The following is a 23,581-nucleotide window of genomic DNA, read 5'->3' as shown; positions in this document are numbered from 1 at the left end:
GACAGGACAGGCGAGCCGCCGCACCGTGGCGGGCGGGGTCCGGCCGGTGTCGATCGCGTCGAGCAGCAGCCGGGCCGCCGCCTCGCCCATCGCCCGGTGCGGCAGCGCGACCGTGGTCAGCGCCGGGGTGAGGAAGGCGGCCATGTGTTCCTGGTCGTCGTAGCCGACCACCGACAACGCCTCGGGTACGGCGATGCCGAGCCGGGTGGCGGCGTGCAGTACGCCTGCCGCGACCCGGTCGTTGTAGCAGAAGATCCCGGTCGGCCGGCGGTGCGGGAGGGCGCCGTCGAGGACGCGGATCGCGCCCTCGTACCCGCCGCTGATCTCGCCGCCGGTGCGCACGATCCACTCCTTGGGCACCGTGATCCCGTCGGCGCGCAGCGCGTCCCGGAAGCCGCGCAGCCGTTCCACCGAGGCGATGTCGTCCTGCCCGCCGACGAGGGCGACCCTGCGGTGCCCGGCCTCCAGCAGCAGCCGTGCGGCCGTACGGCCGCCGGCCCGCTCGGCCGGGACGACGGCGGGCAGCGAGTCGTCCTCGGGCAGGCAGTTGGCGAGCACGGAGTGGGTGCGGTGCAGGCCCTCGGGGACCCGGACCCGGCGCAGGGACATGGCCGCGTAGATGATGCCGTCGACCCGCCGGTCGAGGAGTTCGGCGACGGCCGCGTCCTCCTTGGCCGGGTCGCCCCCGGAGTCCACGGTGACCACGAGATGGTCGCTGCCCCAGGCGGTCTCCATGGCGCCGCGCAGCAGCCGGCCGGCGAACGGGGAGGACGCGATCTCGTCGGTGACCAGTCCGATCACGGCCGTACGGCGGCGGCGCAGACCGCGCGCGACGGGGTCGGGCCGGTAGCCGAGCCGGGTGGCGGCCTGCCGGATGCGTTCCTGGGTGGCGGGCGACAGATTGCCCTCGGCGCGGCCGTTGAAGACGAAGGAGACCGCGGTGTGCGAGACACCGGCGAGCCGGGCGACGTCCCGTGAGGTGGGACGCCCGCCGCCCGCGCCGCCGTCGCGCTCCACGCCTGCGCCCATGCCGTCCGCCGCCCTCTTCCCACCCGTGCGGTCGATCACCGTGCCGGTTGATCACCACTCACCCTATCGGTCCCCCTGTCCCTGGTCCTCGACGCGCTCCGGGGTGGCCTCGCCCGCGGGCGCGCTGAGGCTGCCGAGGATGTCGAGGAGTTCCGCGCTGCGGCTGCCGGGCGCCGCGTGGAAGACGACGAGGACGAGCCCGTCGGTGCCGTCCACGGTCATCTTCGTGGAGTGCAGGTCGAGGTCCCCGACCTGCGGATGGGCGAGATGGCTGGGGCGGCCGCTGCGGGGCCGTACCTCGTGCCGGGCCCACAGGGTGCGGAAGCGTTCGCTGTGCAGGGACAGCTCGCCGACCAGGTCGCGCAGCCGGAGGTCGTCGGGGTCCACGCCGGCCTCGGAGCGCAGCACGGCCACGCCTTCCTCGGTGAGGTCCTCCCAGTCCCGGCGCAGCTCGCGCTCGGCGGGGTCGAGGAAGACGGCCCGCAGGATGTTGACACCGGGCCGGTAGTTCGGGGTGAGGGCGGTGGCGAGGGCGTTGGCGGCCAGGCAGTCGGTGTAGCGGTTCTGCACGTAGGCCGGGTGGTGCGACCAGCTGTCGATGAGCTGCAGCAGGCTCGGCGGGAGCCGGCGTACGGGGCGCCCGGACCGTACCGCCACGGCGGGCCGGTCCTGGGCGAGGGAGCCGAGGTGGGCCGTGGCGGCGGCGTCCAGCCGCAGCACGCGCGCGAGGGCCTCCAGGACCTGGACGGACGGATTGCGGTCGCGGCCCTGCTCCAGCCGCAGGTAGTAGTCGGAGCTGATGCCGGCGAGCATCGCGACCTCCTCACGGCGCAGCCCCGGCACCCGGCGCAGACCGCCGCCGGGCAGGCCCACGTCCTCGGGCCGCACCAGCGCCCGGCGGGCGCGCAGGAACTCGCCGAGCGCGTTGGATCCGTCCATGGCACCCACCGTACGGCCCTGCGCAGGGCGGTGGCTGGCCCTGTCACTCCCAGGATCGCGGGGGCACTGCCATGGCGGCGGGCACCGGCGCAGGGTGGAGGAGCGAGGCCGCCCGGAAGAGCGGCGGCCCGGAGATCTCCGCGAGGTACGACATGACTGCACAGCTCGGCGGCACCCTCACCCCGGCCGACGGCCTGACCCTCACCCGCGTCGGGTACGGCGCCATGCAACTGGCCGGGCCGCATGTCTTCGGCCCGCCGAAGGACCGAGACCGGGCGGTGGCGGTGCTCCGCGCGGTGGTGGAGGCGGGGATCACGCACATCGACACCGCCGACTTCTACGGGCCGGTGGTCGTCAACGAGCTGATCCGCGAGGCCCTGCATCCCTACCCCGAGGGTCTGCACCTGGTCACCAAGGTCGGCGCCCGCCGGGGCGCTGACGGCAGCTGGGTGTTGTCGAGGCACCCCGAGGACCTGAAGGCGCAGGTGTACGACAACCTGCGCAGCCTCGGTGCGGAGGTGCTGGACGTCGTCAATCTGCGGGTGGGCGATGTGGACTCCCCGAACGACGAGTCGCTGGCCGAGCAGTTCGGCGCGCTGGCCGAGCTGCGGGAGCGGGGGCTGATCCGGCACCTGGGGCTGAGCACGGTGACCGCCGCGCAGCTGGACGAGGCCCGGGCGATCGCGCCCGTCGTCACCGTGCAGAACCTGTACAACCTGGCCGACCGGCGGGACGACGCGCTGGTGGAACGGACGGCGGCCGAGGGCATCGTGTTCGTGCCGTACTTCCCGCTCGGCGGGTTCACACCGCTGCAGTCCGAGACGACGGCGAAGGTCGCCGCGCGGCTCGGGGCGTCGCCGCAGCAGGTGGCGCTGGCCTGGCTGTTGCGCCGCTCCCCCAACATCGCCCTGATCCCGGGCACCTCGTCCCCGGAGCATCTGCGGGAGAACATCGCCGCCGCGGGCCTGGAGCTGCCGGCGGACGCGGTGGCCGAACTGGACGGCATCGGGGGCTGAGGGGCCCGGTTCCCGGGTACTCGGGGCCGCGGAACGCGGACCGGTGGGGACCGCACCGGCCGAACCGCAGGGAAGGAGCCGGACGTGGTGGCGGAGGACCGGCTGCGGACGTACCGCGGCAAGCGCGACTTCGAGCGGACCCGGGAGCCGGCGGGCCGCCGGGAGCCGGGCCCGGCGGCGGCCGACGAGCCCCGCTTCGTGGTGCAGATCCACGACGCCCGGCGGATGCACTTCGACTTCCGGCTGCAGGTCGACGACGTCCTGAAGTCGTGGGCGATCCCGAAGGGCCCGTCCACCGATCCCGGGGACAAGCGGATGGCCGTACCGACCGAGGACCACCCGCTGGAGTACGAGTACTTCGAGGGGGTGATCCCGAAGGGCGACTACGGCGGCGGCACGGTGATCGTGTGGGACCAGGGGACCTACGAGCCGCTGAGCCACGACCGCCGGGGCCGTCCGGTGGAGTTCGCGCGGTCCCTGGAGCACGGGCACGCCACGTTCCGGCTGCACGGGAGCAAGCTGCGCGGCGAGTACGCGCTGACCCGCTTCCGCGGGAGCGAGGACGGGGAAGAGGCGTGGCTGCTGGTACGCAAGGGCCGGGCACGGCCGGCGGGCCACGGCACCCCCGACCCGCGCCGGGCCCGCTCCGCCCGCACCGGGCGCACCCTGGCCCAGGTGGCGCGCGAGGAGGAGTGAGCAGGCGGCGGGCGTGGCGCCCCCGCCGGGGTCGAGGACGTGTGCCGGGGGTCGTCCTTCGGCTGCGCCGCCGTGACACGCGCGGCCCCGCGACCGACGGCCACCACGGCCGCGCGGTGGCCCGTACGGCCCACCGGCTCGGGCAGCGCGCCTTCGACGTGCGTGGAGCCTCGGTCCGCGGTCTGCGTCCTCGCCGGGCCGAGCCGCGGCGAACCCGTCGGTGTCGCGGCGGGCGACCTCGGCATGCCCGGGCTGAACTGCGGCACGCCGTCCACGCCGTCTGTTCTCGCCTGCCCGGCCGGCGCGAGGGACTGCACGCGGCGGTCGCCGTCAGCGACGCCGGCAGCGCCGCGGGCGTCGGTGGTCGTCCTGCTGACCGGCGAGGGGGCGCGCTGGGTCCCTGCACCGGTACCGCCTCCGGCCGCGGTGATCAGGGTGGAGGGTCGGGCAGGGCCTGTTCGGCCCAGATGGTCTTGCCGCGGCCGGTCTGCCGGCTGCCCCAGCGCTGGGTGAGCTGGGCGACCAGGAGCAGTCCGCGGCCGCCCTCGTCGTAGGCGTGGGCCCGGCGCAGATGCGGGGAGGTGGAACTTGCGTCGGAGACCTCGCAGATGAGCGCGCGGTCGCGGATCAGGCGGAGCTGGATGGGGGGTTCGCCGTAGCGGATGGCGTTGGTGACGAGTTCGCTGACGACGAGTTCGGTGACGAAGGCGGCCTCCTGAAGCCCCCAGGCGGTGAGCTGGTCACCGGCCGCCTGCCGGAAGGCGGCGACCTCGGCGGGGTCGGGCGGCACGTCCCAGGTGGCGACCCGGTCGGCGCCGAGGGCGCGGGTGCGGACGAGGAGCAGGGCGACGTCGTCGCCGGGCTGCTCGGGCAGGAGGGCCTTCAGGACGCTGTCGCACAGGGCGTCGAGCGAGCCGACGGGCGCGGTCAGCGCCCGGCACAGGATGTCGGTGGCGCCGTCGAGGTCGCGGTCGCGGTTCTCCAGCAGACCGTCGGTGTAGAACGCCACGACGGAGCCCTCGGGCAGGTCCAGTTCTGTCGCCTCGAACGGCAGCCCGCCCACGCCGAGCGGTGGTCCGGCGGTCATGGGGACGATCTCGGCGCTGCCGCCGGGCAGGACGACGGCCGGGGCCGGGTGGCCGGCGGCGGCCAGGCCGAGCCGCCGTGAGACGGGGTCGTAGACGGCGTACAGGCAGGTGGCGCCGAGTTCGGCGACCTCTTCGCGGCTGTCCTCGGCGGCCAGGTGGACGACCAGGTCGTCGAGGTGGGTGAGCAGTTCGTCCGGCGGCAGGTCGACGTCGGCGAGGGTGCGTACGGCCGTGCGCAGCCGGCCCATGGTGGCCGAGGACTGGATGCCGTGTCCCACCACGTCGCCGACGACCAGTGCGACCCGGCCCCCGGAGAGCGGGATCACGTCGAACCAGTCGCCGCCGATGCCGGCCAGGGAGCCGCAGGGCAGATACCGGTGGGCCACCTCGAGCGCGGCCTGGCCGGGCAGTCCGCGAGGCAGCAGGCTGTGCTGGAGGGCGAGGGCGGTGGAGCGTTCCCGGGCGAAGCGGCGGGCGTTGTCGATGCAGACGGCGGCACGGCTGCCGAGTTCCTCGGCGAAGACCGCGTCGTCGGGGCCGTAGGCGTCGGGGTGGGCGATGCGGACGCAGACCGCGACACCGAGGATGGTGCCGCGGGCCCGCAGCGGCACCGCGATCACGGAGTGGGCGCCCTCCCGGTAGGGGCGGCCCTGCGGCGAGCGCGCGTTGCGCTCGGCGAGCCACAGGGCGAACTCCGGCTCGTCCGCCTGGCTGAGCACCGCGCGGCCCTCGCGCAGGGCGCGGACGGGCGGCGAGTCCGGTGCGTACACGTCGGTGTCGCCGATGCGGACGGCCGCCGCGGGGTTGCCCTCGCGGCCGGAGCCGTGGGCGACCCGGTGCAGCACGACGTCCCCCTCGGGGATCATGGGCGGTTCGTCCGCGCCGAGCACCCAGTCGAGCAGGTCGACGCTGGCGAAGTCGGCGTACTGCGGGACGAGGAGTTCGATCAGTTCCTCGGCGGTGCGCACCACGTCCAGGGTGGTGCCGATGCCGGTCGCCGCCTCGTTGAGCAGGGCGAGCCGGCGCCGGGCCCAGTACTGCGCGCTGTTGTCGAAGGCGGCGAGGGCCACGCCGGCCAGCTCGCCGCCGCGGTCGCGCAGCGGCCACATCTCGATGGACCAGGCGTGCTCCCGCCCCATGGCGGGGGTGCCGGTGAAGCTCTCGTAGCGCACCGCCTCGCCGGTCTCGGCGACGTGGCGCAGATGCGCGAGGAAGCCCCGGTGCGGTTCCGCGTCGTCGATGCTCTGGGGGAAGTGCCGGCCGATCAGCTCCTCCTCGGACACGCCCATCACCCGGGCGGCGACGTCGTTGACGCGCAGATAGCGCTGCTGGAGGTCGAAGACGGACATGGACAGGGACGCCTGCTGGAAGGCCTGGGCGGCCAGTGCGGTGGCGGGGTCGACGGGCGGGTCGGCGGTCACGACGTATCCCTCGGCCCGGCCGTCCGGGCCGAGCACCGGGCACGCGGTGACGTCCAGCTCCACGCGGTGCCCGTCGCGGTGCCGCACGGCGACGGTGCCGGTCCGGGCGGCGAGGGGGTCGGCCCCGGGGAAGTCCGCGGGGAGGTGCCCGGCGAGCAGCGCGGCCGCGGGCCGGCCCACGACGTCCCGGGCCGGGTGCCCCGTGAGCAGCCGCGCGCCCTCGGTCCAGCCCGTCACCGTGCCGAGGGCGTCGATCACCGCCACGGCGGCGCCATGCTTCATACGCCCCAGGATGAGGCGATCGTTCCGGTCCATCAAGCGCGGGACGTGCGCGGGCCGGCCCGGCGGGTGCGCGCCGGGCCGGCGCCCGTCAGCCCTGGTGGGCGCGCAGGGCGGCGAGGGCCCGGTCGGCGTGCGTGTTCATGCGCAGCTCGCTGCGGACGACCTCCAGCACTGTGCGGTCCTGGGCGATGACGTAGGTGACGCGTTTGGTGGGGGCGAGGGAGAAACCTCGCTTGACGCCGAACCGCTCGCGCACCGTGCCGTCGGCGTCGGAGAGCAGCGGCATGCCGAGGCCGTGCGCGCCCGAGAACTCCTGCTGTTTGTCGACCGTGTCGCCGCTGATACCGACGGGGCGGGCACCGACGGCGGCGAACTCGGCGGAGAGGTCGCGGAAGTGGCAGGCCTCGGCGGTACAGCCGGGGGTCATGGCGGCGGGGTAGAAGAAGAGGACGACCGGCCCGTCCGCCAGCAGTTCGGTGAGCCGGCGCGGGGTGCCGGTCTCGTCGGGCAGTGTGAAGTCCTCCACCTGGCTGCCGATCTCGATGCGTTCCGCCACGACCGTTCCTCCTCGTCCGGGGCAGCGCCGCGCGCCACCGCGCCGACGGCACTGTGGGTACCCGCCGGTCTGCCGCCGGATATTACTGGACGGTAGAGCCCGGGGCGGATCGCCTCCGGCGATCCCCAGGGGGCTCACCGGTCCCGCGGGTGCCTCACGAACCCATAGAGGCGTCGCCATGTCCCCCGGGCCCTCGCCAGTTTCCCGTTAGCCGATCCCCGCCGGGTCTCGCTGTCCCCAGCCGGGCCTCGCCGGTCGGCGCCGATCTCGCCGACCCATGCTGATCCTGCCGGCCCGCGCCGCCGCCCGCCGTACCCGCCGGCCCGCGCCGATCCCGCCGACCCTGCCGGCCCTGCTGGCCCGCAGCCCCTCAGCCACTCCCGGCCGGCCCCCACCAGACTCGTCACTTCCGACGCCCCGCACCGCCCGCCGCCTCCGGCCCGCGCCCATCCCGCCGGCCCTGCTGGCCCGCAGCCCCTCAGCCACTCCCGGCCGGCCCCCACCAGCTCGTCATTCGGCCGGTCCGCACCGACCTCACCACTCCCCCCCCACCCCGCCGGGACCGCGCCGTTCGCGCCTGGCCCCTGGTGCAGGTGGCTGTCAGCTCCTCGCGGGTGGGGTGTCGCCGGTCTCCCGGCCGGAGTCCTCCTCGATCGTGTAGGCGAGGAAGTCGTCGACCATGCGAGGGAAGAGCGTGGCCATCTGTCGCAGGTCCTCGGGCCGCCAGGCGTCGAGGGCGAGCTGCATTCTCCGGGCACCGGCCTCTCGGATCCGGCCCACGGCCTCGCGGCCGGCGTCGGTGAGCTGATGCGCTGGGCCCGGCGGTCGTCGGGGTCCGGGACGCGGCTGACGTAGCCGGTCTGCTGCAGCTGCTGCACGGTCCGCGTGACGTGCGAGGCCTCCACGGCCAGGCGCTGCGCCAGCTCCCCCGGCCGCAGCGGCCCGGAGTCGGCGATCTGCCGCAGCAGCGCCACCGCGGCGCGGTCCGGCGGCACCCCGGCCAGCGCCATCAGCCGCTCGTGCTGCCGGGACCGCGTGCCGAGGTAGGTGACGCGCGTCAGAGCGCGCTCGATCTCGACGGCCTCCGGAGAGGCAACGGGCAGGTCGGACAGCGGTTCCGTGGGCATACCCGCCATCTGGTTGCGTAGGTCAAGTGACTTCCGTCGGCCCGGACGACGGCCACCGTCTCCGGCGCGCGCGTGTCGTACCGGCCGCCCGTCGGCGGCCCCGTGCTGCAATCGGCAGGATCACGCCCCCGCCGAATCTTCGATGCACCCTGGAGGAACCCATGGCCTTCGCCGTCGTCGCCCAGTACCAGTGCGCCCCCGCCGACGCGGACACCGTCCGCGACGCGCTCCGCACGATGCGCGCACTGGTCCGCGCCGAGCCCGCGAACCTCGCCTACGAGGCGCACGAGGTGGTGGACCAGCCCGGTGCGTTCGTGCTGTACGAGCAGTACACCGACCGCGACGGTTTCGAGGCGCACAAGGAGACGGCCCACTTCGCCGAGCTGATCCGGGGCACCGTGTTCCCGCTGCTGAAGGAGCGGACCATCACCTTCACCGAGACCGTCTGACCCACTCCCCTCGGAGACGGCCGGGACGGGCCCCGCCGCCCCCGCTCCGGCCCGGCCGGACCGCCCGCGGTACCGGGGCCCGTCCCGGGGGACGTCCCGAGCGTCCCCAGGGACGCCGGGACGGCATTCCGACGGCCCGTCGCGGAAACGCTGGCTGTCGTGATCACTGCTCGTGGTCACGAGAACGACAGCCGGAGGTTGCCATGATCCGACGGACCCTCAACAGCGGTCTGCTGGCCACGGTCGCGGTCCTCGCGTTCCTGCCCACGGCGGCCGGGGCCGCACCCGCGAGCGCCGCCACCCTGCAGCCGGCGGTGCCCGGCGCCGTCAGCCAGTACAGCGCCCACCCCGCCCTCAGCACCCACCACGCCCTCAGCACCCACCACGCCCGGTACCGCACCCACCACCGCCGGCACTGCACGTACCGCCTCCACGGCCGCCACCTGCGCCGGGTGTGCCTGGGCGACCGGTTCCACGACCGCACCGGCCCGTACCGGGTGTGGTACCGGGCCGACGGCCGGGTCACCACCGGTCACGCACGGCTCAACGTCCGCTCCGGGCCGGGTACGGGCTACCGGGTGGTCGGGCACCGGCGGGCGGGCGGGGCGCTCCACCTCACCTGCAGGACGCGCGGCTCATCGGTCGCCGGGAACCGCACCTGGTACCGGCTCGCGCACCACAGGGGCTACGTGACGGCCCGCTACGTCCGCGCCGACCGCGCCCTGCCCTGGTGCTGACGGCCCACCGCCGCAGCACCGCCCAGCCGCCGAAGGCCCGTTCGACGACCCTCGAACGGGCCTTCGACGCGCCTGGCTCACCTTCCTCATACGTCACCGTGTGTTGCGTACGCCGCGGTCCCGGGAAGCCATCCCGGCAACAGGGGCGAAAACGCCCATAGTGGAAAGGGAGTCGAGGACGCACGATGCGGCACCCCCAGGCATCGACAGCATCGACATCGCCCACACCGGACGAGCCACTGCTGGCCGGACTGCGCGAGCTGAAGGACCGTACCGGCCTGAGTCTGGCGGCGCTGGCGGCACGCACCCCGTACAGCAAGTCCGCGTGGCACCGCTATCTGTCCGGCGTCACCCCGCCGCCCCGGCCCGCCGTGGAGGCCCTGTGCCGGCTCGCCGGCGCCGATCCCCACAAGGTGCTGGCCGAATGGGATGCGGCCGGCGCGGCGGGGGCGGCCTCCTCCGCCGCGGACCGCCCGGAGGCGGGCGAGGGCGAGGGGTCCGGCCCGCGGCGGCGGCCGGGCGGGTTCCGCACGCGGCTCCGCCGCCGCTCATGGCTCCCGCGCAGGCTCCCGCTGTCCGCGCTCGCCCTGTTCGGCGCGGCCGCGGCGGCGGCAGCCGCCGTCACCCTGACCGCGCGGCCGGGAGCGGCGCCCGCCGTGCAGAACCTGCCCACACCGAACCTTCCTGCGGTGCCACGCTGTCACGGCCGTTCGTGCCAGGGCGAGTTGCCCGACGCGTCCGTCTGCGCCCGGGACGCGCGGACCGCGAGCACGGTCACCGATGCCGCCTATACGGTCCGGCTGCGCTGGTCGGAGGCCTGCGGCACCGCCTGGTCCCAGGTCCGGCTGCGGTCGGCCGGGGCCCGCGAGGTGTCGGTGCGACAGGGCCAGGACGTACTGTCGGCCAGCTATCCGGCGGACGACTCCGCCGGCGACAGCAGCCCGATGCTGTCGGTGTCCTCGCCCCGGGGCGTGGAGGCGTGCGCCGAGGTGAGCGGGGAACTGGCGTGTACAGGACGGGACGTGACACCGGCCGACCTCGGCTGACCGGGGCCGGACGCGGCACCCGCCCACCGGGGCCCCCACCGCGTGCGGGGGCACAGCAGGTGAGAGGTGGGCTGGTCAGCCGGCCGTGACGAGCCGCTGTCCGCCCATGCCGAGCGGCGTGTGCATGTCGGGCAGGAAGACACCGCCCGTGCTCGGCGCGAACCGGATCGCGGACTCGCGCGGGCGCCGAAGCCGTCGCAGAAGCGGCCGGCGATCAGCATGCCGACGATGCCGGCGTGGTTGAACGGCACCACGAAGGTCAGGGCGGAGCCGAGGGTGGGCTGCCAGGGGGCGACGCCGTGGACGAGGAGGAGCGGGTCCGGAGCCCTTCACCGGCGCGGAACAGGGCGCGCAGGGCGCCCCGGCGGTCGGGCGGGGCCGTGGGGGCGGTACCGGCGGGGACCTCGACCGCGTAGCGGGCGGCCGGCGCACCGGCCCCGTCGGCACGCCCCTGGGCGACCAGGAGGCTCAGCGACTCGGACAGGGCCGTGGCGAGCACGGGGACGAGGGGCGACGTAGGCGGAGAGGACGCCGCCGGCGTGCGGCGCCGTCATCAGGGCGCCGATGGTCAGCGCGGCCCGGCCGCCCCGGGCGTGGCCGGATCCCACAGGCCGTTGGGGCCGAGGCCGACGACCGCGGCCGCCGCGCACAGTCCTTCGACGAGTGCCTGTCGTACGTGAATCCAGCCGAAGAAGACTCCGCGGGGCGGCTCAGGCCGTGCGGTACAGCTCGGTGAGCAGTTCCACGACGGCCTGGCGGGCCGGGTGCGGCTCGTCGCGCCACCAGGCGAGGCGTACGGCGACGGGCTCGGCGTCGCGCACCGGCCGGTACACGATGCCGGGCCGCGGGTACTGGTTGGCGGTCGACTCCGCGGTCACGCCGATGCCGCGTCCGGCGGCGATCTCGGTCAGCCAGTCGTCGACGTCGTGGATCTCCCACACGGCCGGGCGGGCGCCGGCCGGCCAGAGGTCGACGGTGGCCGTGCCGGTACGGCGGTCCACGAGCAGGGTGCGGTCGGTCAGTTCGGCGAGCCGGACCGCGCGCCGCCGGGCGAGCCGGTCGTCGGCCGCGAGCGCGCACAGCCGGCGCTCCAGACCGACGATCGCGGTGTCGAAGCGCCGGTCGTCCAGCGGCCGGCGGACCACGGCGAGGTCGCAGGCGCCCTCGGCGAGCCCGGCGGAGGGCGAGTTGACCCGCACCAGGTGCAGGTCGATGTCCCCGTGCGCCGCGCGCCAGCGCCTCTGGAAGGCCACGGTGTGCCGCCCCACCGCCGACCAGGCGTAGCCGACCCGCAGCCGGGTGTGCCCCGAGGCAGCCTCCCGCACCAGATCGGAGACGTCCGCGAGCACCCGGCGGGCCCGCTCCAGCACGCGCAGCCCGGTCGCGGTCGGCGTCACCTCACGGGAGGTGCGGCGCAGCAGCCGTACCCCGAGGGCCCGTTCGAGGGAGGCGAGGGTGCGGGAGACCGCGGCCTGCGAGACGCCGAGCGCGATCGCCGCGTCCGTGAAGCTGCCCTCGTCGACGATCGCCACGAGGCAGCGCAGCTGGCGCAGCTCGATGTCCTGCATACGCACAGCGTATAGATGGTCCGGCGCATGCATTTTGTGCAAGTACCCCGGTGACACACGATCCGGGTATGCGACGTGCTCTCCGACGCCCGGCCGTGGCCGCTCCCACGGCCCTTCCCCCCTCCACTCCCTCCTCCGCGGCCCCGACCCGGCGGGCGGCCGGTGTGGCCGCCATGTTCGGCAGCGGGCTGTCCAACCAGACCGGCGCCGCCGTCGGCGCCCTGGCCTTCCCGGTGCTCGGTCCGCTCGGTGTGGTCGCGGTGCGCCAGTACGTGGCCGCGCTCGTCCTGCTCTCCGTCGCCCGGCCCCGGCTGCGTGCCTTCACCCGGCGGCAGTGGTGGCCGGTGCTGCTCCTGGCCCTGGTGTTCGGCACGATGAACCTGAGCCTGTACACGGCCGTGGACCGGATCGGCCTGGGGCTCGCCGTGACCCTGGAGTTCCTCGGGCCGCTGGCGGTCGCGCTGGCCGCCGCACGGCGCCGGCTGGACGCCGGGTGCGCGGTGGCGGCGGCGGCCGGGGTGGTCGTCCTGATGCGTCCGCGCCCTTCCGCGGACTACGCGGGGATGGCCCTCGGCCTCGTCGCCGCGTGCTGCTGGGCGTCGTACATCCTGCTCAACCGTGTCGTCGGCCGGCGCGTACCCGGCGCGCAGGGCGCCGCCGCGGCCGCCACGGTCTCCGCGCTGGTCTTCCTGCCGGCCGGCGTCGTCGTCGCCCTGCGCCATCCGCCGACCGCCGGGGCCGTGCTGTGCGCGGTGACGGCCGGCGTGCTGTCGTCGGCCGTGCCGTACCTGGCCGACCTGCTGACCCTGCGCCATGTGCCCGCCCAGACCTTCGGCCTGTTCATGAGCGTCAACCCGGTCCTGGCGGCCCTGGTCGGCTGGGTCGTCCTCGGCCAGGGCCTGGGCGCGGCGGAGTGGGCGGGCATCGGGGCGGTGGTGGCGGCGAACGCGGTGAGCATCGCCACGCGGGGATGAGAGCCGTCGGGCGAGCGCCCGCGCGGGCGGTGCGGCTAGCCCACCGTGTCCCGCCACGCGGCCCCCGCCGCGATCGACTGGCGCCACGGACGGATGGCCTGTCGCTGGTGCTCCCGCAACTGCTGCAGCTGCCGACCCGGACGGGGTACGGGCTCGGCAGGTCGATGCTGACCGCGGGCCTGGTGATGGCTCCGCAGGGGCTGGTGACGATGGCCTTCGCACCGGTGTCCGCCGCCGTCACGAGGCCAAGGGTCCGAAGGTCACGCTCATGATCGGCGCCGGGATCGTCGCGGCCGGCTACGGCCTCAACATCCTCCTCATGTCGCAGGTCTGGCATCTGATCCTGGTCTCCTGCGTCATCGGCTCGGGCGTCGGCTTCGCCTACGGCGCCATGCCGGCGCTGATCATGGGCGCGGTCCCGGCCTCGGAGACGGCCGCCGCGAACAGCCTCAACACGCTGATGCGGTCCATCGGCACCTCGGTGGCCAGCGCGGGCGCCGGCGTGATGCTGGCGCAGATGACGATCAGCCTCGGCGGGCACGCGCTGCCGTCCGAGAACGGCTTCAAGGTCGTCATGGCGATCGGCGCGGGCGCGGCCGTCCTCGCCCTCCTCCTCGCCTCCTTCCTCCCCCGCCACCACCCCACCACCCCGGCGTCGGCCCCGGCCCCGCGTCCTGCGGAACCCTCGGCCGAGACGGTGGCGTGAGCGGGGGCCCGTTCAGGGGAACCGGCGGGTGAGGGGGCGTGCGGCCGGTGCGAGCGGTCGAGACCTTCAGCCGTGACCGCCGTAGCCCTGCCCCTCGTCGCGCCGATGCTCGCCACGCCCGGCCGGCTGCCGCCCGCCGCCCAGGACGCGCGCTGGGCGTACGAGACCAAGCAGGACGGGCAGCGGGCGATGGTGTACCTGCCGGGCGACGGCACGGTGCGGCTGCGCGCCCGCTCGGGCGAGGACATCACGGCGGCCTATCCCGAACTCCGGCCGCTCGGCGGCGCCCTGGGCTCCACCCCCGCCGTGCTGGACGGCGAGGTGCTGGCCGTGGACGAGCACGGCCGGGCCGACTTCCAGCTGCTGCAGAGCCGGATGGGGCTCGCCCACGCTCCCGCGCGGGCGGCGCGCCGGGCCGCCGAGGTACCCGTCCACCTGGTCCTCTTCGACGTGCCCTACCTGGACGAACCGCTGCTGCGTCAGCCGTACGCGCGGCGGCGGGCCCGACTGGAGGAGCTGGAGCTGGCCGGGCCGTACTGGTCGGTGCCGGGCGCCGTCACCGGGCACGGCGCCGAGGCGCTCGCGGCGACCAGGGAGCACGGCCTGGAGGGGCTGGTGTGCAAGCGGCTGGACTCGGTGTACGAGCCCGGCGTGCGCTCCCGCGCCTGGATCAAGATCCGGAACGTGCGGGCCGAGGACGTGATCGTCGGCGGCTGGCTGCCCGGCAAGGGGCGGCTGACCGGACTGCCCGGAGCGCTGCTGGTCGGCCAGCGCGCCGCGGACGGCCGGCTGCGCTACGTCGGCGGGGTGGGCACCGGCTGGAGCGAGGCGGAGCGCGTCGAGCTGGCCCGGCTGCTCCAGGACGCGGCGAGCAGCCGGTGCCCCTTCGCACCGGTACCGCGGATCGCGGGCGCCCACTGGGTGCTCCCCCGGCTGGTGGGCGAGGTCGGCTACAGCACCCGGACCCGCCACGGGATGCTCCGCCAGCCGTCCTGGCTGCGGCTGCGGCCGGATCTCGCCCCGGAGGAGTCGGCGGCCGACCTGCCCGAAGACCTGAGCTGACCGGCGAAGGTCTATCGTGTGCCCATGCCGGTTCCCGAACTGATCCGTATCGTCTCCCGCGACTCGCCCATGGCACTGGCCCAGGTCGAGCGGGTCCGCACCGAGTTGGCCGCGCTGCACCCCGGGATGCGCACCGAGGTCGTCCCGGTGAAGACCACCGGCGACAAGTGGCTCGGCGATCTGTCCCATGTCGAGGGCAAGGGCGCGTTCACCAAGGAGGTCGACGCGGCGCTGCTGGCCGGGGAGGCCGATCTGGCGGTGCACTGCGTCAAGGACGTGCCCGCCGACCGGCCGCTGCCCGCCGGGACGGTGTTCGCCGCGTTCCTGAAGCGGGACGACATCCGGGACGCGCTGGTGCACCCCGGCGGGCTCACGCTGGACGAACTGCCCGCCGGCACCCGGATCGGCACCTCCTCGGTCCGCCGCGTCGCCCAGCTCGCCGCCACGCACCCGCATCTGGAGTGCGTGCCGTTCCGGGGCAACGACAACCGCCGGCTGGAGAAGCTCGCCGCCGGTGAGGCGGACGCGCTGCTGCTGGCCGTGGCGGGGCTGGAGCGGATCGGGCGGACCGATGTGATCAGCGAGGTGCTGTCCACGGAGACGATGATGCCGCCGATCGGCGCGGGCATCCTCGCCCTGCAGTGCCGCGAGGACGACACCGATCTGATCAACGCGGTCAGCGGGCTCGGCGACGCCGACACCTACCGGGAGGCGACGGCCGAGCGGATGTTCCTGCACGTGCTGCAGGGCCACTGCAACAGCCCCATCGCCGGGTACGCGCGCGTGGACCGCGGCGGGGAACTGTCCCTGCGCGCCTGTGTGTTCACCCCCGACGGCAAGACCCGGCTGAACGCCCACGAGTGGGCCGGGCGGCTCGACCCGGCCACCCTCGGCACCTCGGTGGCGGTGGCACTCCTGCGGCAGGGCGCCCGGGAGATCATCGACGGCATCCCGCACTGACCGGCCCGGCCGCACCGTCGTACGCCTCTGTGCCGCGCCGCCGCACGGGGTCGTACGGCGGCCGGCGCCGGCCGGGGTCAGGCGGAGCCCGGCTCCGTCAGGTCGCGCAGGAAGGCGCTCACCTGGTGGGCCAGGCTGCCCTGGGCGGTGCCCGGCGCGGTGGCCGCGGGGGCCGCCTCCTGGACGCCGATGCCGCCGGTCCACAGCCGGCGGTCGGCCCACTCCTCCTCGACCCGCAGCTGCACCTGGACGTCCACGTGGGCCAGGGCGGCCTCGGGGGCGGCGGCGTAGATCACGGCGGTGGCGCGGCGCAGCGGATAGACGTCGAAGCCCTCGACGAACTGGGAGTTGCGCCAGTCCATGAACGCGGCCTCGCCGTCCGGACCGACGCGGACGTCGATCTGACCGTCCTCCAGATGGATGCACAGGGGCCGTGCGCCGCGGTTCTCGACGGTCACCCGGACACTGAAGTACGCCAGCCCGTCGGCGGCGTCGTCGCGTCCGCGTGGCGGCTCGCCCGCCTCCAAGCGGTGGACGCGGACCCGCAGACCGGCATGCTCCTCGTACTCGTGCCAGTCTCCGACCACGTTCGGCTCGTACACAATGCCCCTCTCGACCTACCGAGAGCTGCTGTCTATCTGTGGGCTCAGGGCACTGTCAAATGAGCGGAATGCGCCATGGCCAGCGGGTTCGCCCGCTTTGATCGTTGATCAAGCGCTGCGCAGGAAGAATCCGTTCAGGGCCCCTTTCCGCGAGGTACGCGCGCGTGCCGCACATCACGTCGCGGCAAGATCGTCGGGCTGGGTCATCGGGCCAGCCGGCCGAGCACCGAGGAGGCGGCCGTGATGCCGAGCGCGGCGGCCACCGCCAGCACCGCGAAATCGGCGCCGAGATGCGCCGGCGTGCCGAGCAGCAGCCCGCGCAGGGCGTCGACTTGGTAGCTCAGCGGATTGACCTTGCTGACGGCCTGCAGCCAGCCCGGCATCACCGAAACGGGGTAGAGGGCGTTGGACCCGAAGAACAGCGGCATGGTGATCGCCTGTCCGATGCCCATCAGGCGGTCGCGGCTTATCACGATGCCCGCGATGGTCATCGACAGGCAGGAGAAGAAGGCGGACGCGAGGACGACGGCCGCGGCGACGCCGAGCAGCTTGAGCGGGTTCCAGGTCAGGGCGACGCCGAGGACGGCGGCGATGACGATGACGACGACGGCCTGGATCAGCGACTTCACGCCGGCCGCGAAGGCCTTGCCGGTGATGAGCGCCGAGCGCGGGGTCGGGGTGACGAGGAGCTTGTTCAGGATGCCGGCGTCGCGCTCCCAGATGATCTGGATGCCGTAGAAGATCGCGATGAACATCGCGGACTGGGCGATGATGCCGGGCGCCATGAAGTCGATGTAGGGGATGCCGCCGGTGGGGATCGCCCGGATCCGGGTGAAGGTCTGACCGAAGATCAGCAGCCACAGGGCGGGCTGGACGGCCCGGGTGTACAGCTCGGTGCGGTCGTGGCGCAGCTTCTGCAGTTCGACCGTGCACATGGCCGCGACCCGGGCCGGCAGCAGCCGCCAGCCCGCCCGCGGCACGGGCGGGGTCAGCAGAAGATCCGTGCGGTCAGCCGACTCGGTGTGCGGTGCGGCGGGTGCTGCGGACATCGCGGAAACCTCCTGCGGACGTGTCGTCGAGGCCGCTGCCGGCGACGTCGCGGAAGACGTCCTCCAGCGTGGGCAGGGTGCCGGCGCCCTGGCGTTCGGCGAGGCTCCGGCGCAGCTCGGCCGGGGTGCCGAGGGCGCGGATGCGGCCGCGGTGCATCAGGCCGACCCGGTCGCAGTACTGGTCGGCCTCGTCCATGGAGTGGGTCGTGACCAGGACGGTCATGCCGGTGGCCGCGCGGACGGCGTTGATGTGGTCCCAGACGCCGGTGCGGGCGATCGGGTCCAGGCCGATGGTCGGCTCGTCGAGGATCAGCAGCCGGGGAGCGCTGACCAGGGCCTGGGCCAGTTCGAGGCGGCGGACCATGCCGCCGGAGTAGGTGCCGGCGAGCCGGTCGGCGGCGTCGGCGAGACCGACGGCGCCGAGGGCCTGGGTGACGCGTGCGGCGCGCTCGCGGCGGGGCACGTCGAAGACGCGGGCGAACAGGGCGACGTTCTCGCGGCCGGTGAGCCCGCTGTCGGCGGACAGCTGCTGCGGGACGTAGCCGAGGAGCCGGCGCACCGCCATGCGCTCGCGCGCCGTGTCGTGGCCGAAGACCCGGACCATGCCGGCGGGGACGGGCAGCAGGGTGGTGATGCAGCGGATGGCGGTGGTCTTGCCCGCGCCGTTGGGGCCGAGCAGCCCGAACACCTCGCCCTCGCGGACGGCCAGGTCGAGCCCGTCGACGGCCTTTGTGTCGCCGAAGGCGTAGGCCAGACGGGTGCAGGTGACGGCCTCGGCGGCCGTCCGGGCGGCCGGTCCGGCGGTGTCCTCGCTCGTCGCCGGGTCCGGATCCGCGGCCCGGTCGTCGGCTCGCGTCATGATTCCTCGGCCTCCTCGTGCAGGGTGACGGCCAGCTTGCGCAGTGCCGGAAGGGCCGCGCGGAGGGCTTCCCGGTCGGTCTCGTCCAGCCGGGAGACATGCCGGGACACCAGCTCGGCCCGGCGCCGTTGCCAGTCGGCGAGCCGCTTCTCGGCGGCCTCGGTGAGCAGCAGACGCGCGGCCCGGCGGTCGGCCGGGTCGGTCTCCCGGACCAGGTACCCGCCCCGCACCAGCTGGTTGACCAGGGTGGACACGGAGTTGCCCGCCAGGTGCAGCGCCCTGGCCGCGTCCGAGACGCCGATGCCGGGCCGGGACTCGACCAGCCGCAGCAGTTCCACCTCGGCACCGCGCAGCCGGGGCGTGACGAGGCCGCCCCGCAGGCGCCGGCGGATCAGCCGCTGTATGCGCACCAGCGTGTCCGCCAGCTCCTCCTGGTACGTGTCGGGCCGGTACGTGTCGTGCTCCACCCATGGAGATTACCTCTGCTACAGAGCTATTTCTCCCGGGGAGCGGTCAAAGGAGAGGTCAAAGAGCGCGAACCGGGCCGGGCAGTGGACACTGGTCCCAGACCGTCTCCCGAGAGCAGGACGCGAGCGCCATGAACCACAACCCCCCTGCCGAGCGTGGCACGCGCACCCGGGATGTCGTGTCCACGCACTCCGTCTTCGGTGCCCCGTGCTGGGTGAGTCTGACCAGCCGGGACCTCGCGGCCACCCAGGAGTTCTACACGGCCGTCCTGGGCTGGCGCTGGCGCGGTGCGAAACTCGGCGAGCACTTCCGGATCGCGCTGGCCGACGGGGTGCCGGTGGCCGGGATAGCGGCCGTCGCCGCCATGTGGCAGATGGCGGTCGCCTGGACGCCGTACTTCGCCGTGCCGGACGCCGACGTGGCCGTGTCCCGGGCCCGCGAGCGCGGCGGTACGGCGGCCGTCGGACCGCTCTCCTTCCCTCCGGGCCGGGCCGCGCTGCTCGCCGACCGGGACGGGGCGACCTTCGGGATCTGGCAGGGCGAACTGGTCGGCAACTGGGAGGCCTGGCGGCGGGCGTCGCCGACCTTCATCCGGCTGCACACCCGCGACGCCTTCGACGCCGCGCTGTTCTACGGCGAGATCCTCGACTGGGCGTCGGGGCTGCCGGGCTGCTGCGAGGTGGAGTACGAGGGCGGCGAGGTGGTGCTGCGCAGCCAGGGCGACATCGTGGCGCGGATCGACTCGGGCGCGGTGGAGTCGGCACCGGATCCGTCCGTGCGGCCGCACTGGCAGGTCCACTTCGCCGTCGGGGACGTGCTGGGGTGCGCCCGTGCGGCGGAGAAGCACGGGGGCAGTGTGCTGAGCGAGCACGAGGACGAGGCGATCCTGCGGGACCCGGACGGGGCGCAGTTCACGGTGACCTCGCGCCGCGGCCGTTAGTCAGCCCGCCGCCCGGGACGGGCGCGACAGCAGGATCAGGCTCCGCGCCTCCGCCCTGATCCTCGTGCCCGCCTTGTGCTCCCGCTCGTCCGGGATGCCGTCCGGGTCGGCCGTGTCGACCAGCGTCGTCCAGCGGTCGGCGAACGTCGTGCCGGGCAGCCGGAAGACGACCGCTTCCCAGTAGCCGTTGACGAGCAGCAGGAAGGAGTCGTCGGTCATCCGGCGCCCGTAGGCGTCGCGTTCGGCGATGGCGTCGCCGTTGAGGAACACCGCGACCGAGTGCGCGTCGCCGCGCTGCCAGTCCCGGGCGGTCATCTCGTGGGCGTCGGGCCGCAGCCACATCAGGTCGGGCAGCGGCTGGTCGGCGTTGGTCGCGGTCTCGCCCCGGAAGAAGCGGCGCCGGCGCAGCACCGGGTGGGCCGCGCGCAGGGCGATCAGGTGCCGGGTGAATGCGGTCAACGACCGCTGTTCGCCGGTCAGTTCCCAGTCCACCCAGGAGATCTCGTTGTCCTGGCAGTAGGCGTTGTTGTTGCCCCGCTGGGTGCGGCCGAGTTCGTCACCGTGGCAGAGCATCGGGATGCCCTGCGAGAGCAGCAGCGTCGCGAGGAAGTTGCGCTGCTGGCGGGCGCGCAGTTCGAGGACGCCCGGGTCCCTGGTCTCGCCCTCCGCGCCGCAGTTCCAGGACCGGTTGTGGCTCTCGCCGTCCCGGTTGTCCTCGCCGTTGGCCTCGTTGCGCTTGTCGTTGTACGACACGAGGTCGCGCAGCGTGAATCCGTCGTGCGCGGTGACGAAGTTGACGCTCGCGCGCGGCCGGCGCCGGCTGTGCTGGTACAGGTCGGAGGAGCCGGTCAGCCGGGAGGCGAACTCGCCGAGGGAGCCGCGCTCGGCCCGCCAGAAGTCCCGTACGGCGTCGCGGTACTTGCCGTTCCACTCCGACCACAGCGGCGGGAAGTTTCCCACCTGGTAGCCGCCTTCGCCCACGTCCCACGGCTCGGCGATCAGCTTGACGCGGCTGATCACCGGGTCCTGCTGGATCAGGTCGAAGAACGCCGACAGCCGGTCGACCTCGTGGAACTGCCGGGCCAGGGTGGCCGCGAGGTCGAAGCGGAAGCCGTCGACGTGCATCTCGGTGACCCAGTAGCGCAGCGAGTCCATGATCAGCTGCAGTACGTAGGGATGGCGCATCAGCAGGCTGTTGCCGGTGCCGGTGGTGTCGTAGTAGTGCGCCCAGTCGCCGTCGACCAGGCGGTAGTAGGAGGCGTTGTCGATGCCCCGGAAGGACAGTGTCGGACCCCGTTCGCTGCCCTCGGCGGTGTGGTTGTAGACCACGTCCAGGATGACTTCGAGGCCGGCCGCGTGCAGCGCCTTCACCATGGCCTTGAACTCGTTGACCTGCTGGCCGCGGGTGCCGAAGGCGGCGTAGGCGTTGTGCGGGGCGAAGAAGCCGATGGTGTTGTAGCCCCAGTAGTTGGCCAGGCCCCGGTCCTGCAGCACGCCGTCCTGCACGAACTGGTGCACCGGCATCAGCTCCACCGCCGTCACGCCGAGCGAGGTCAGGTGCTCGATGACGGCGGGGTGCGCGAGTCCGGCGTAGGTGCCGCGCAGCCGGGCGGGGACGTCCGGGTGGCGGCGGGTCATGCCGCGCACGTGGGCCTCGTAGATGACCGAGTCGGAGTACGGGGTGCGGGGCGGGCGGTCGTCGCCCCAGTCGAAGTACGGGTCGGCGACCACGCCCACCATGGAGTGCCCGGCGCTGTCGGCGGGCGCCGGGCCCTCGGGGGCGCGCTCGTAGAGCGAGGCGTGGTTGTCGATCTGGCCGTCCACGGCCATGGCGTAGGGGTCGAGCAGCAGCTTCGCCGGATTGCACCGGTGGCCAAGGGACGGCTGCCAGGGGCCGTGCACCCGGTAGCCGTAGCGCTGGCCGGGGGTGATGCCGGGCAGATAGGCGTGCCAGACGAAGCCGTCGACCTCGTGCAGCCGGACGGGCGTCCCGGTGCCCGCCTCGTCGAGCAGGATCAGCTCCACACGCTCGGCGACCTCGCTGAACAGTGCGAAGTTGGTGCCCTGTCCGTCGAACGAGGCGCCCAACGGGTAGGGCTGCCCGCTCCACACGGGCAGCCCCTTCCGGGAGGCCCGGGACGTCACCGGCTGCCCTCCAGGCTGTCGTCGAGCGTGTCGTCCAGGGCGGCCGCCGGGGCGGCCAGCCGCACGACCGGCAGTTCGCGCGGCACCTGGAGGCCCTCGTCCAGGGTGGGCGCGGGGGCGGTGGGCACGAGCGGGACGCGCTGGCCGGCCCGGGCGCGCTGCGAGAACCAGATGATGGTGCTGCCGCCTTCCGAGGTGCAGCAGCCCCAGCCGTCGCTCATGGCGGCGATGTCCGCCAGGCAGGAGCGCAGGTCCTGGTCGGGGCGCAGGTCGGGGTCGTCGTCACCGAAGGCGGTGATCAGGTGCTGTCCGTTCCACCACATCTCGATCGAGGTGTGCGGGTCGGAGGCGTGTTCGTGGATCGCCCGCAGCAGCAGCTCGGCGCCGCGGCAGACGGGCTCCGTGAGGTTCTCCAGGTCCCAGTAGCGCAGGTGGGCGGCCAGGATGCGGCTGACCTGTCCCACCCGTTCCGGGCTGACTTCCACGTCGAGGTGGTAGTAGCAGGGCACTGCGGTCTTCATCGTCGCTTGCTCCTCACCGGCGAAGCTCGCGCTCCCCTCGCCTGTCCGGACGGGCTCCCGGACACCCAGCGTGAGTGCCGATCGCTTCTGAGTCACCTCCACGGTGCGGTCGCTACGCCATTCGTGCAACACGAGCACCCGACACACCACACGTGGTTGAAGCTCCAACAAGACGCTGCGTCGTCGTCCGTGCACCATAAGTGAAAGCCTCGATCGCCGTAACGGTGCCGTGCCCTTCCGTGCGCGGACACCACCCGACCGTCGGGAACGCGCCCAGTCGAGAGCGTGAAAGGTGAGACGGCGATGCTGCTACCCGCCAAGGCCGAAGTGGCCCGGCAGTTGCGGCGTTACCGGGCGTGGGAGCGCGTGATGCTCGCCTCGCCCCACGACCGCGCGGTCCGGGCCACCTTCGAGGACTCGGGCTACACGCTGTGCGTGCTGATGGGCAAACGCTGCGCCCGCGAGGCGGCGGACGCGGCCGAACGCTATCTGCGCACCAACCTGGTCACCTACCTGCGTGAGCAGAACGGGCGGCCGAAGCGCCGCCGGTCGGCGAGAAGAGCGCCGCCACCGGAGCGGCGTTCCACGGCGTCAAGCCCCTGAGCTGGCACCGTACAAGGCGTTCCCCTGGGGCCGACTCGCGTCGGCCCGTCTCGGATCGCGAAGCCGGGCCAGGTGCCCGGCTTCGCGCACGGCGGAGGTGAGATACATGCGCAGGACCCCGGCCATCGGCCGTGTACCGGTACGTGACGTCCGGCCGGCCGTGGAGTGCGGCAGGCGCCCGGCGAAGGCGGTGGCCGGGGAGAGCTTCGAGGTCACGGCCACCGTGTTCCGCGAAGGGCACGACGCCGTGGGCGCCAATGTGGTTCTGCGCGATCCGAAGGGCCGCCGCGGCCCGTGGACTCCGATGCGGGAGCTGTCCCCCGGCAGCGACGTGTGGGGTGCGGAGGTCACACCGGACGCGACCGGCCGCTGGACCTTCCGGGTGGAGGCCTGGAGCCATCCGCTGGCCACCTGGCGGCAGGCCGCCTCGGTCAAGATCCCGGCCGGTATCGACACCGGGCTGGTGCTGGAGGAGGGCGCCGAGCTGTACGAGCGGGCGGCCGCCGGAGTGCCGAAGGGCCCGGAGCGCGACCTCGTCCTGGCCGCCGCGCACGCCCTCGGCGATGACTCCCGCTCGGTGCGGGAGCGGCTCGCGCCGGCCCTGTCGGCGCGGGTGCGGGCCGTGTTGGAGCGCCATCCGCTGCGGGAGCTGGTCACGGCCTCGGACCCGATGCCGTTGCTGGTGGAGCGGGAGCGGGCGCTGTTCGGGTCCTGGTACGAGTTCTTCCCGCGCTCGGA

At 74.1% G+C, this 23,581-nt stretch carries 23 protein-coding genes and 2 pseudogenes; 12 read left to right on the top strand and 13 right to left on the bottom strand.

Features of this window, described 5'->3' with window-relative positions; genetic code table 11:
• On the bottom strand, window positions 1–1,029 hold a 1,029-nt coding region (locus ACZ60X_RS07395; protein ID WP_469595940.1), incomplete at its 3' end, for a LacI family DNA-binding transcriptional regulator.
• Window positions 1,030–1,092: 63 nt separating this feature from the next.
• Window positions 1,093–1,968 (bottom strand): helix-turn-helix domain-containing protein, encoded by an 876-nt coding sequence (locus ACZ60X_RS07390; RefSeq protein WP_469594510.1) that lies wholly within the window; start codon window positions 1,966–1,968, stop codon window positions 1,093–1,095.
• Between the two features lie 152 nt (window positions 1,969–2,120).
• On the opposite strand from ACZ60X_RS07390, the gene ACZ60X_RS07385 reads away from it, so the two are divergent.
• Both ACZ60X_RS07385 and ACZ60X_RS07380 read left to right on the top strand, forming a co-directional pair.
• Window positions 2,121–2,984, top strand: coding sequence for an oxidoreductase (locus tag ACZ60X_RS07385; protein WP_469594507.1), 864 nt, complete (start codon window positions 2,121–2,123; stop codon window positions 2,982–2,984).
• Window positions 2,985–3,068: 84 nt separating this feature from the next.
• Window positions 3,069–3,680 (top strand): DNA polymerase ligase N-terminal domain-containing protein, encoded by a 612-nt coding sequence (locus ACZ60X_RS07380; RefSeq protein ID WP_469594504.1) that lies wholly within the window; start codon window positions 3,069–3,071, stop codon window positions 3,678–3,680.
• A 430-nt stretch (window positions 3,681–4,110) separates the two neighbouring features.
• Here ACZ60X_RS07380 and ACZ60X_RS07375 read toward each other — a convergent pair whose 3' ends face one another.
• From ACZ60X_RS07375 to ACZ60X_RS07365, 3 genes and pseudogenes are all read right to left on the bottom strand, one after another.
• Entirely contained in the window at window positions 4,111–6,471 is a 2,361-nt protein-coding gene (locus tag ACZ60X_RS07375; RefSeq protein ID WP_469594500.1) for an ATP-binding SpoIIE family protein phosphatase, read from the bottom strand.
• Between the two features lie 88 nt (window positions 6,472–6,559).
• Window positions 6,560–7,027 carry a peroxiredoxin gene (locus ACZ60X_RS07370; RefSeq protein WP_469594498.1) on the bottom strand — a complete coding sequence of 156 codons (468 nt, stop codon included), beginning with the start codon at window positions 7,025–7,027 and terminating at the stop codon, window positions 6,560–6,562.
• Between the two features lie 600 nt (window positions 7,028–7,627).
• Window positions 7,628–8,154, bottom strand: a pseudogene (locus tag ACZ60X_RS07365) (MarR family winged helix-turn-helix transcriptional regulator).
• A gap of 161 nt (window positions 8,155–8,315) precedes the next feature.
• Between ACZ60X_RS07365 and ACZ60X_RS07360 the strand changes: the two are divergent.
• The 3 genes from ACZ60X_RS07360 (at window position 8,316) to ACZ60X_RS07350 (ending at window position 10,386) form a co-directional block, all read left to right on the top strand.
• Window positions 8,316–8,603, top strand: a complete 288-nt coding sequence (locus tag ACZ60X_RS07360; protein WP_469594496.1) for a putative quinol monooxygenase — start codon at window positions 8,316–8,318, stop codon at window positions 8,601–8,603.
• 203 nt (window positions 8,604–8,806) lie between these two features.
• On the top strand, window positions 8,807–9,340 hold the full coding sequence (locus tag ACZ60X_RS07355; protein ID WP_469594494.1) for a hypothetical protein: 534 nt from the start codon (window positions 8,807–8,809) through the stop codon (window positions 9,338–9,340).
• A gap of 185 nt (window positions 9,341–9,525) precedes the next feature.
• Window positions 9,526–10,386: an XRE family transcriptional regulator gene (locus tag ACZ60X_RS07350; RefSeq protein ID WP_469594491.1), complete on the top strand. Its 861-nt coding sequence runs from the start codon at window positions 9,526–9,528 to the stop codon at window positions 10,384–10,386.
• Between the two features lie 259 nt (window positions 10,387–10,645).
• Here the strand turns inward: ACZ60X_RS07350 and ACZ60X_RS07345 are convergent, their stop codons facing one another.
• Together ACZ60X_RS07345 and ACZ60X_RS07340 are read right to left on the bottom strand one after the other, a co-directional pair.
• Window positions 10,646–10,885 (bottom strand): hypothetical protein, encoded by a 240-nt coding sequence (locus tag ACZ60X_RS07345; protein ID WP_469594488.1) that lies wholly within the window; start codon window positions 10,883–10,885, stop codon window positions 10,646–10,648.
• Window positions 10,886–11,096: 211 nt separating this feature from the next.
• The gene (locus tag ACZ60X_RS07340; protein ID WP_469594485.1) at window positions 11,097–11,954 is read right to left on the bottom strand and encodes a LysR family transcriptional regulator; all 858 of its coding nucleotides are present in this window, start codon (window positions 11,952–11,954) and stop codon (window positions 11,097–11,099) included.
• Between the two features lie 164 nt (window positions 11,955–12,118).
• Between ACZ60X_RS07340 and ACZ60X_RS07335 the strand changes: the two genes are divergently transcribed.
• The 4 genes and pseudogenes from ACZ60X_RS07335 (at window position 12,119) to hemC (ending at window position 15,656) form a co-directional block, all read left to right on the top strand.
• Window positions 12,119–12,928 (top strand): EamA family transporter, encoded by an 810-nt coding sequence (locus ACZ60X_RS07335; protein ID WP_469595937.1) that lies wholly within the window; start codon window positions 12,119–12,121, stop codon window positions 12,926–12,928.
• Between the two features lie 98 nt (window positions 12,929–13,026).
• Window positions 13,027–13,634 (top strand): annotated as a pseudogene (locus ACZ60X_RS07330) (MFS transporter); the annotation flags it as partial.
• A 105-nt stretch (window positions 13,635–13,739) separates the two neighbouring features.
• Window positions 13,740–14,696, top strand: coding sequence for an ATP-dependent DNA ligase (locus ACZ60X_RS07325; protein WP_469595934.1), 957 nt, complete (start codon window positions 13,740–13,742; stop codon window positions 14,694–14,696).
• Window positions 14,697–14,714: 18 nt separating this feature from the next.
• Window positions 14,715–15,656 (top strand): hydroxymethylbilane synthase, encoded by a 942-nt coding sequence (gene hemC, locus ACZ60X_RS07320; protein ID WP_469594482.1) that lies wholly within the window; start codon window positions 14,715–14,717, stop codon window positions 15,654–15,656.
• A 77-nt stretch (window positions 15,657–15,733) separates the two neighbouring features.
• Here hemC and ACZ60X_RS07315 read toward each other — a convergent pair whose 3' ends face one another.
• The 4 genes from ACZ60X_RS07315 to ACZ60X_RS07300 all read right to left on the bottom strand — a co-directional run bounded on the left by ACZ60X_RS07315 (window position 15,734) and on the right by ACZ60X_RS07300 (window position 18,633).
• A complete protein-coding gene (locus ACZ60X_RS07315) occupies window positions 15,734–16,258 on the bottom strand; it encodes a hypothetical protein (RefSeq protein WP_469594480.1) in 525 nt (174 codons plus the stop codon).
• A gap of 203 nt (window positions 16,259–16,461) precedes the next feature.
• Complete coding sequence (locus ACZ60X_RS07310) at window positions 16,462–17,307, bottom strand: ABC transporter permease (RefSeq protein ID WP_469594477.1); 846 nt, start codon at window positions 17,305–17,307, stop codon at window positions 16,462–16,464.
• Window positions 17,267–18,166 carry an ABC transporter ATP-binding protein gene (locus ACZ60X_RS07305; protein WP_469594475.1) on the bottom strand — a complete coding sequence of 300 codons (900 nt, stop codon included), beginning with the start codon at window positions 18,164–18,166 and terminating at the stop codon, window positions 17,267–17,269. The genes ACZ60X_RS07310 and ACZ60X_RS07305 overlap by 41 nt, the downstream gene beginning before the upstream one ends.
• The gene (locus tag ACZ60X_RS07300) at window positions 18,163–18,633 is read right to left on the bottom strand and encodes a MarR family winged helix-turn-helix transcriptional regulator (RefSeq protein ID WP_469594471.1); all 471 of its coding nucleotides are present in this window, start codon (window positions 18,631–18,633) and stop codon (window positions 18,163–18,165) included. Before ACZ60X_RS07300 ends, ACZ60X_RS07305 begins: the two co-directional genes overlap by 4 nt.
• Window positions 18,634–18,764: 131 nt before the next feature.
• Between ACZ60X_RS07300 and ACZ60X_RS07295 the strand changes: the two genes are divergently transcribed.
• A complete protein-coding gene (locus ACZ60X_RS07295) occupies window positions 18,765–19,574 on the top strand; it encodes a VOC family protein (RefSeq protein WP_469594469.1) in 810 nt (269 codons plus the stop codon).
• Here ACZ60X_RS07295 and glgX read toward each other — a convergent pair whose 3' ends face one another.
• A complete protein-coding gene (glgX, locus tag ACZ60X_RS07290; protein WP_469594467.1) occupies window positions 19,575–21,719 on the bottom strand; it encodes a glycogen debranching protein GlgX in 2,145 nt (714 codons plus the stop codon).
• The gene (locus tag ACZ60X_RS07285) at window positions 21,716–22,240 is read right to left on the bottom strand and encodes a pep a2 (RefSeq protein WP_469594464.1); all 525 of its coding nucleotides are present in this window, start codon (window positions 22,238–22,240) and stop codon (window positions 21,716–21,718) included. The genes glgX and ACZ60X_RS07285 overlap by 4 nt, the downstream gene beginning before the upstream one ends.
• Window positions 22,241–22,543: 303 nt before the next feature.
• On the opposite strand from ACZ60X_RS07285, the gene ACZ60X_RS07280 reads away from it, so the two are divergent.
• Both ACZ60X_RS07280 and ACZ60X_RS07275 read left to right on the top strand, forming a co-directional pair.
• Window positions 22,544–22,843 carry a DUF5133 domain-containing protein gene (locus ACZ60X_RS07280; protein ID WP_469594460.1) on the top strand — a complete coding sequence of 100 codons (300 nt, stop codon included), beginning with the start codon at window positions 22,544–22,546 and terminating at the stop codon, window positions 22,841–22,843.
• 106 nt (window positions 22,844–22,949) lie between these two features.
• On the top strand, window positions 22,950–23,581 hold a 632-nt coding region (locus tag ACZ60X_RS07275; RefSeq protein WP_469594457.1), incomplete at its 3' end, for a maltotransferase domain-containing protein.

The organism is Streptomyces sp. NPDC104106 (genome assembly GCF_055584345.1).
Note: the sequence above shows the minus strand (reverse complement) of the source record. Positions and strands in the feature narration are given on the sequence as shown.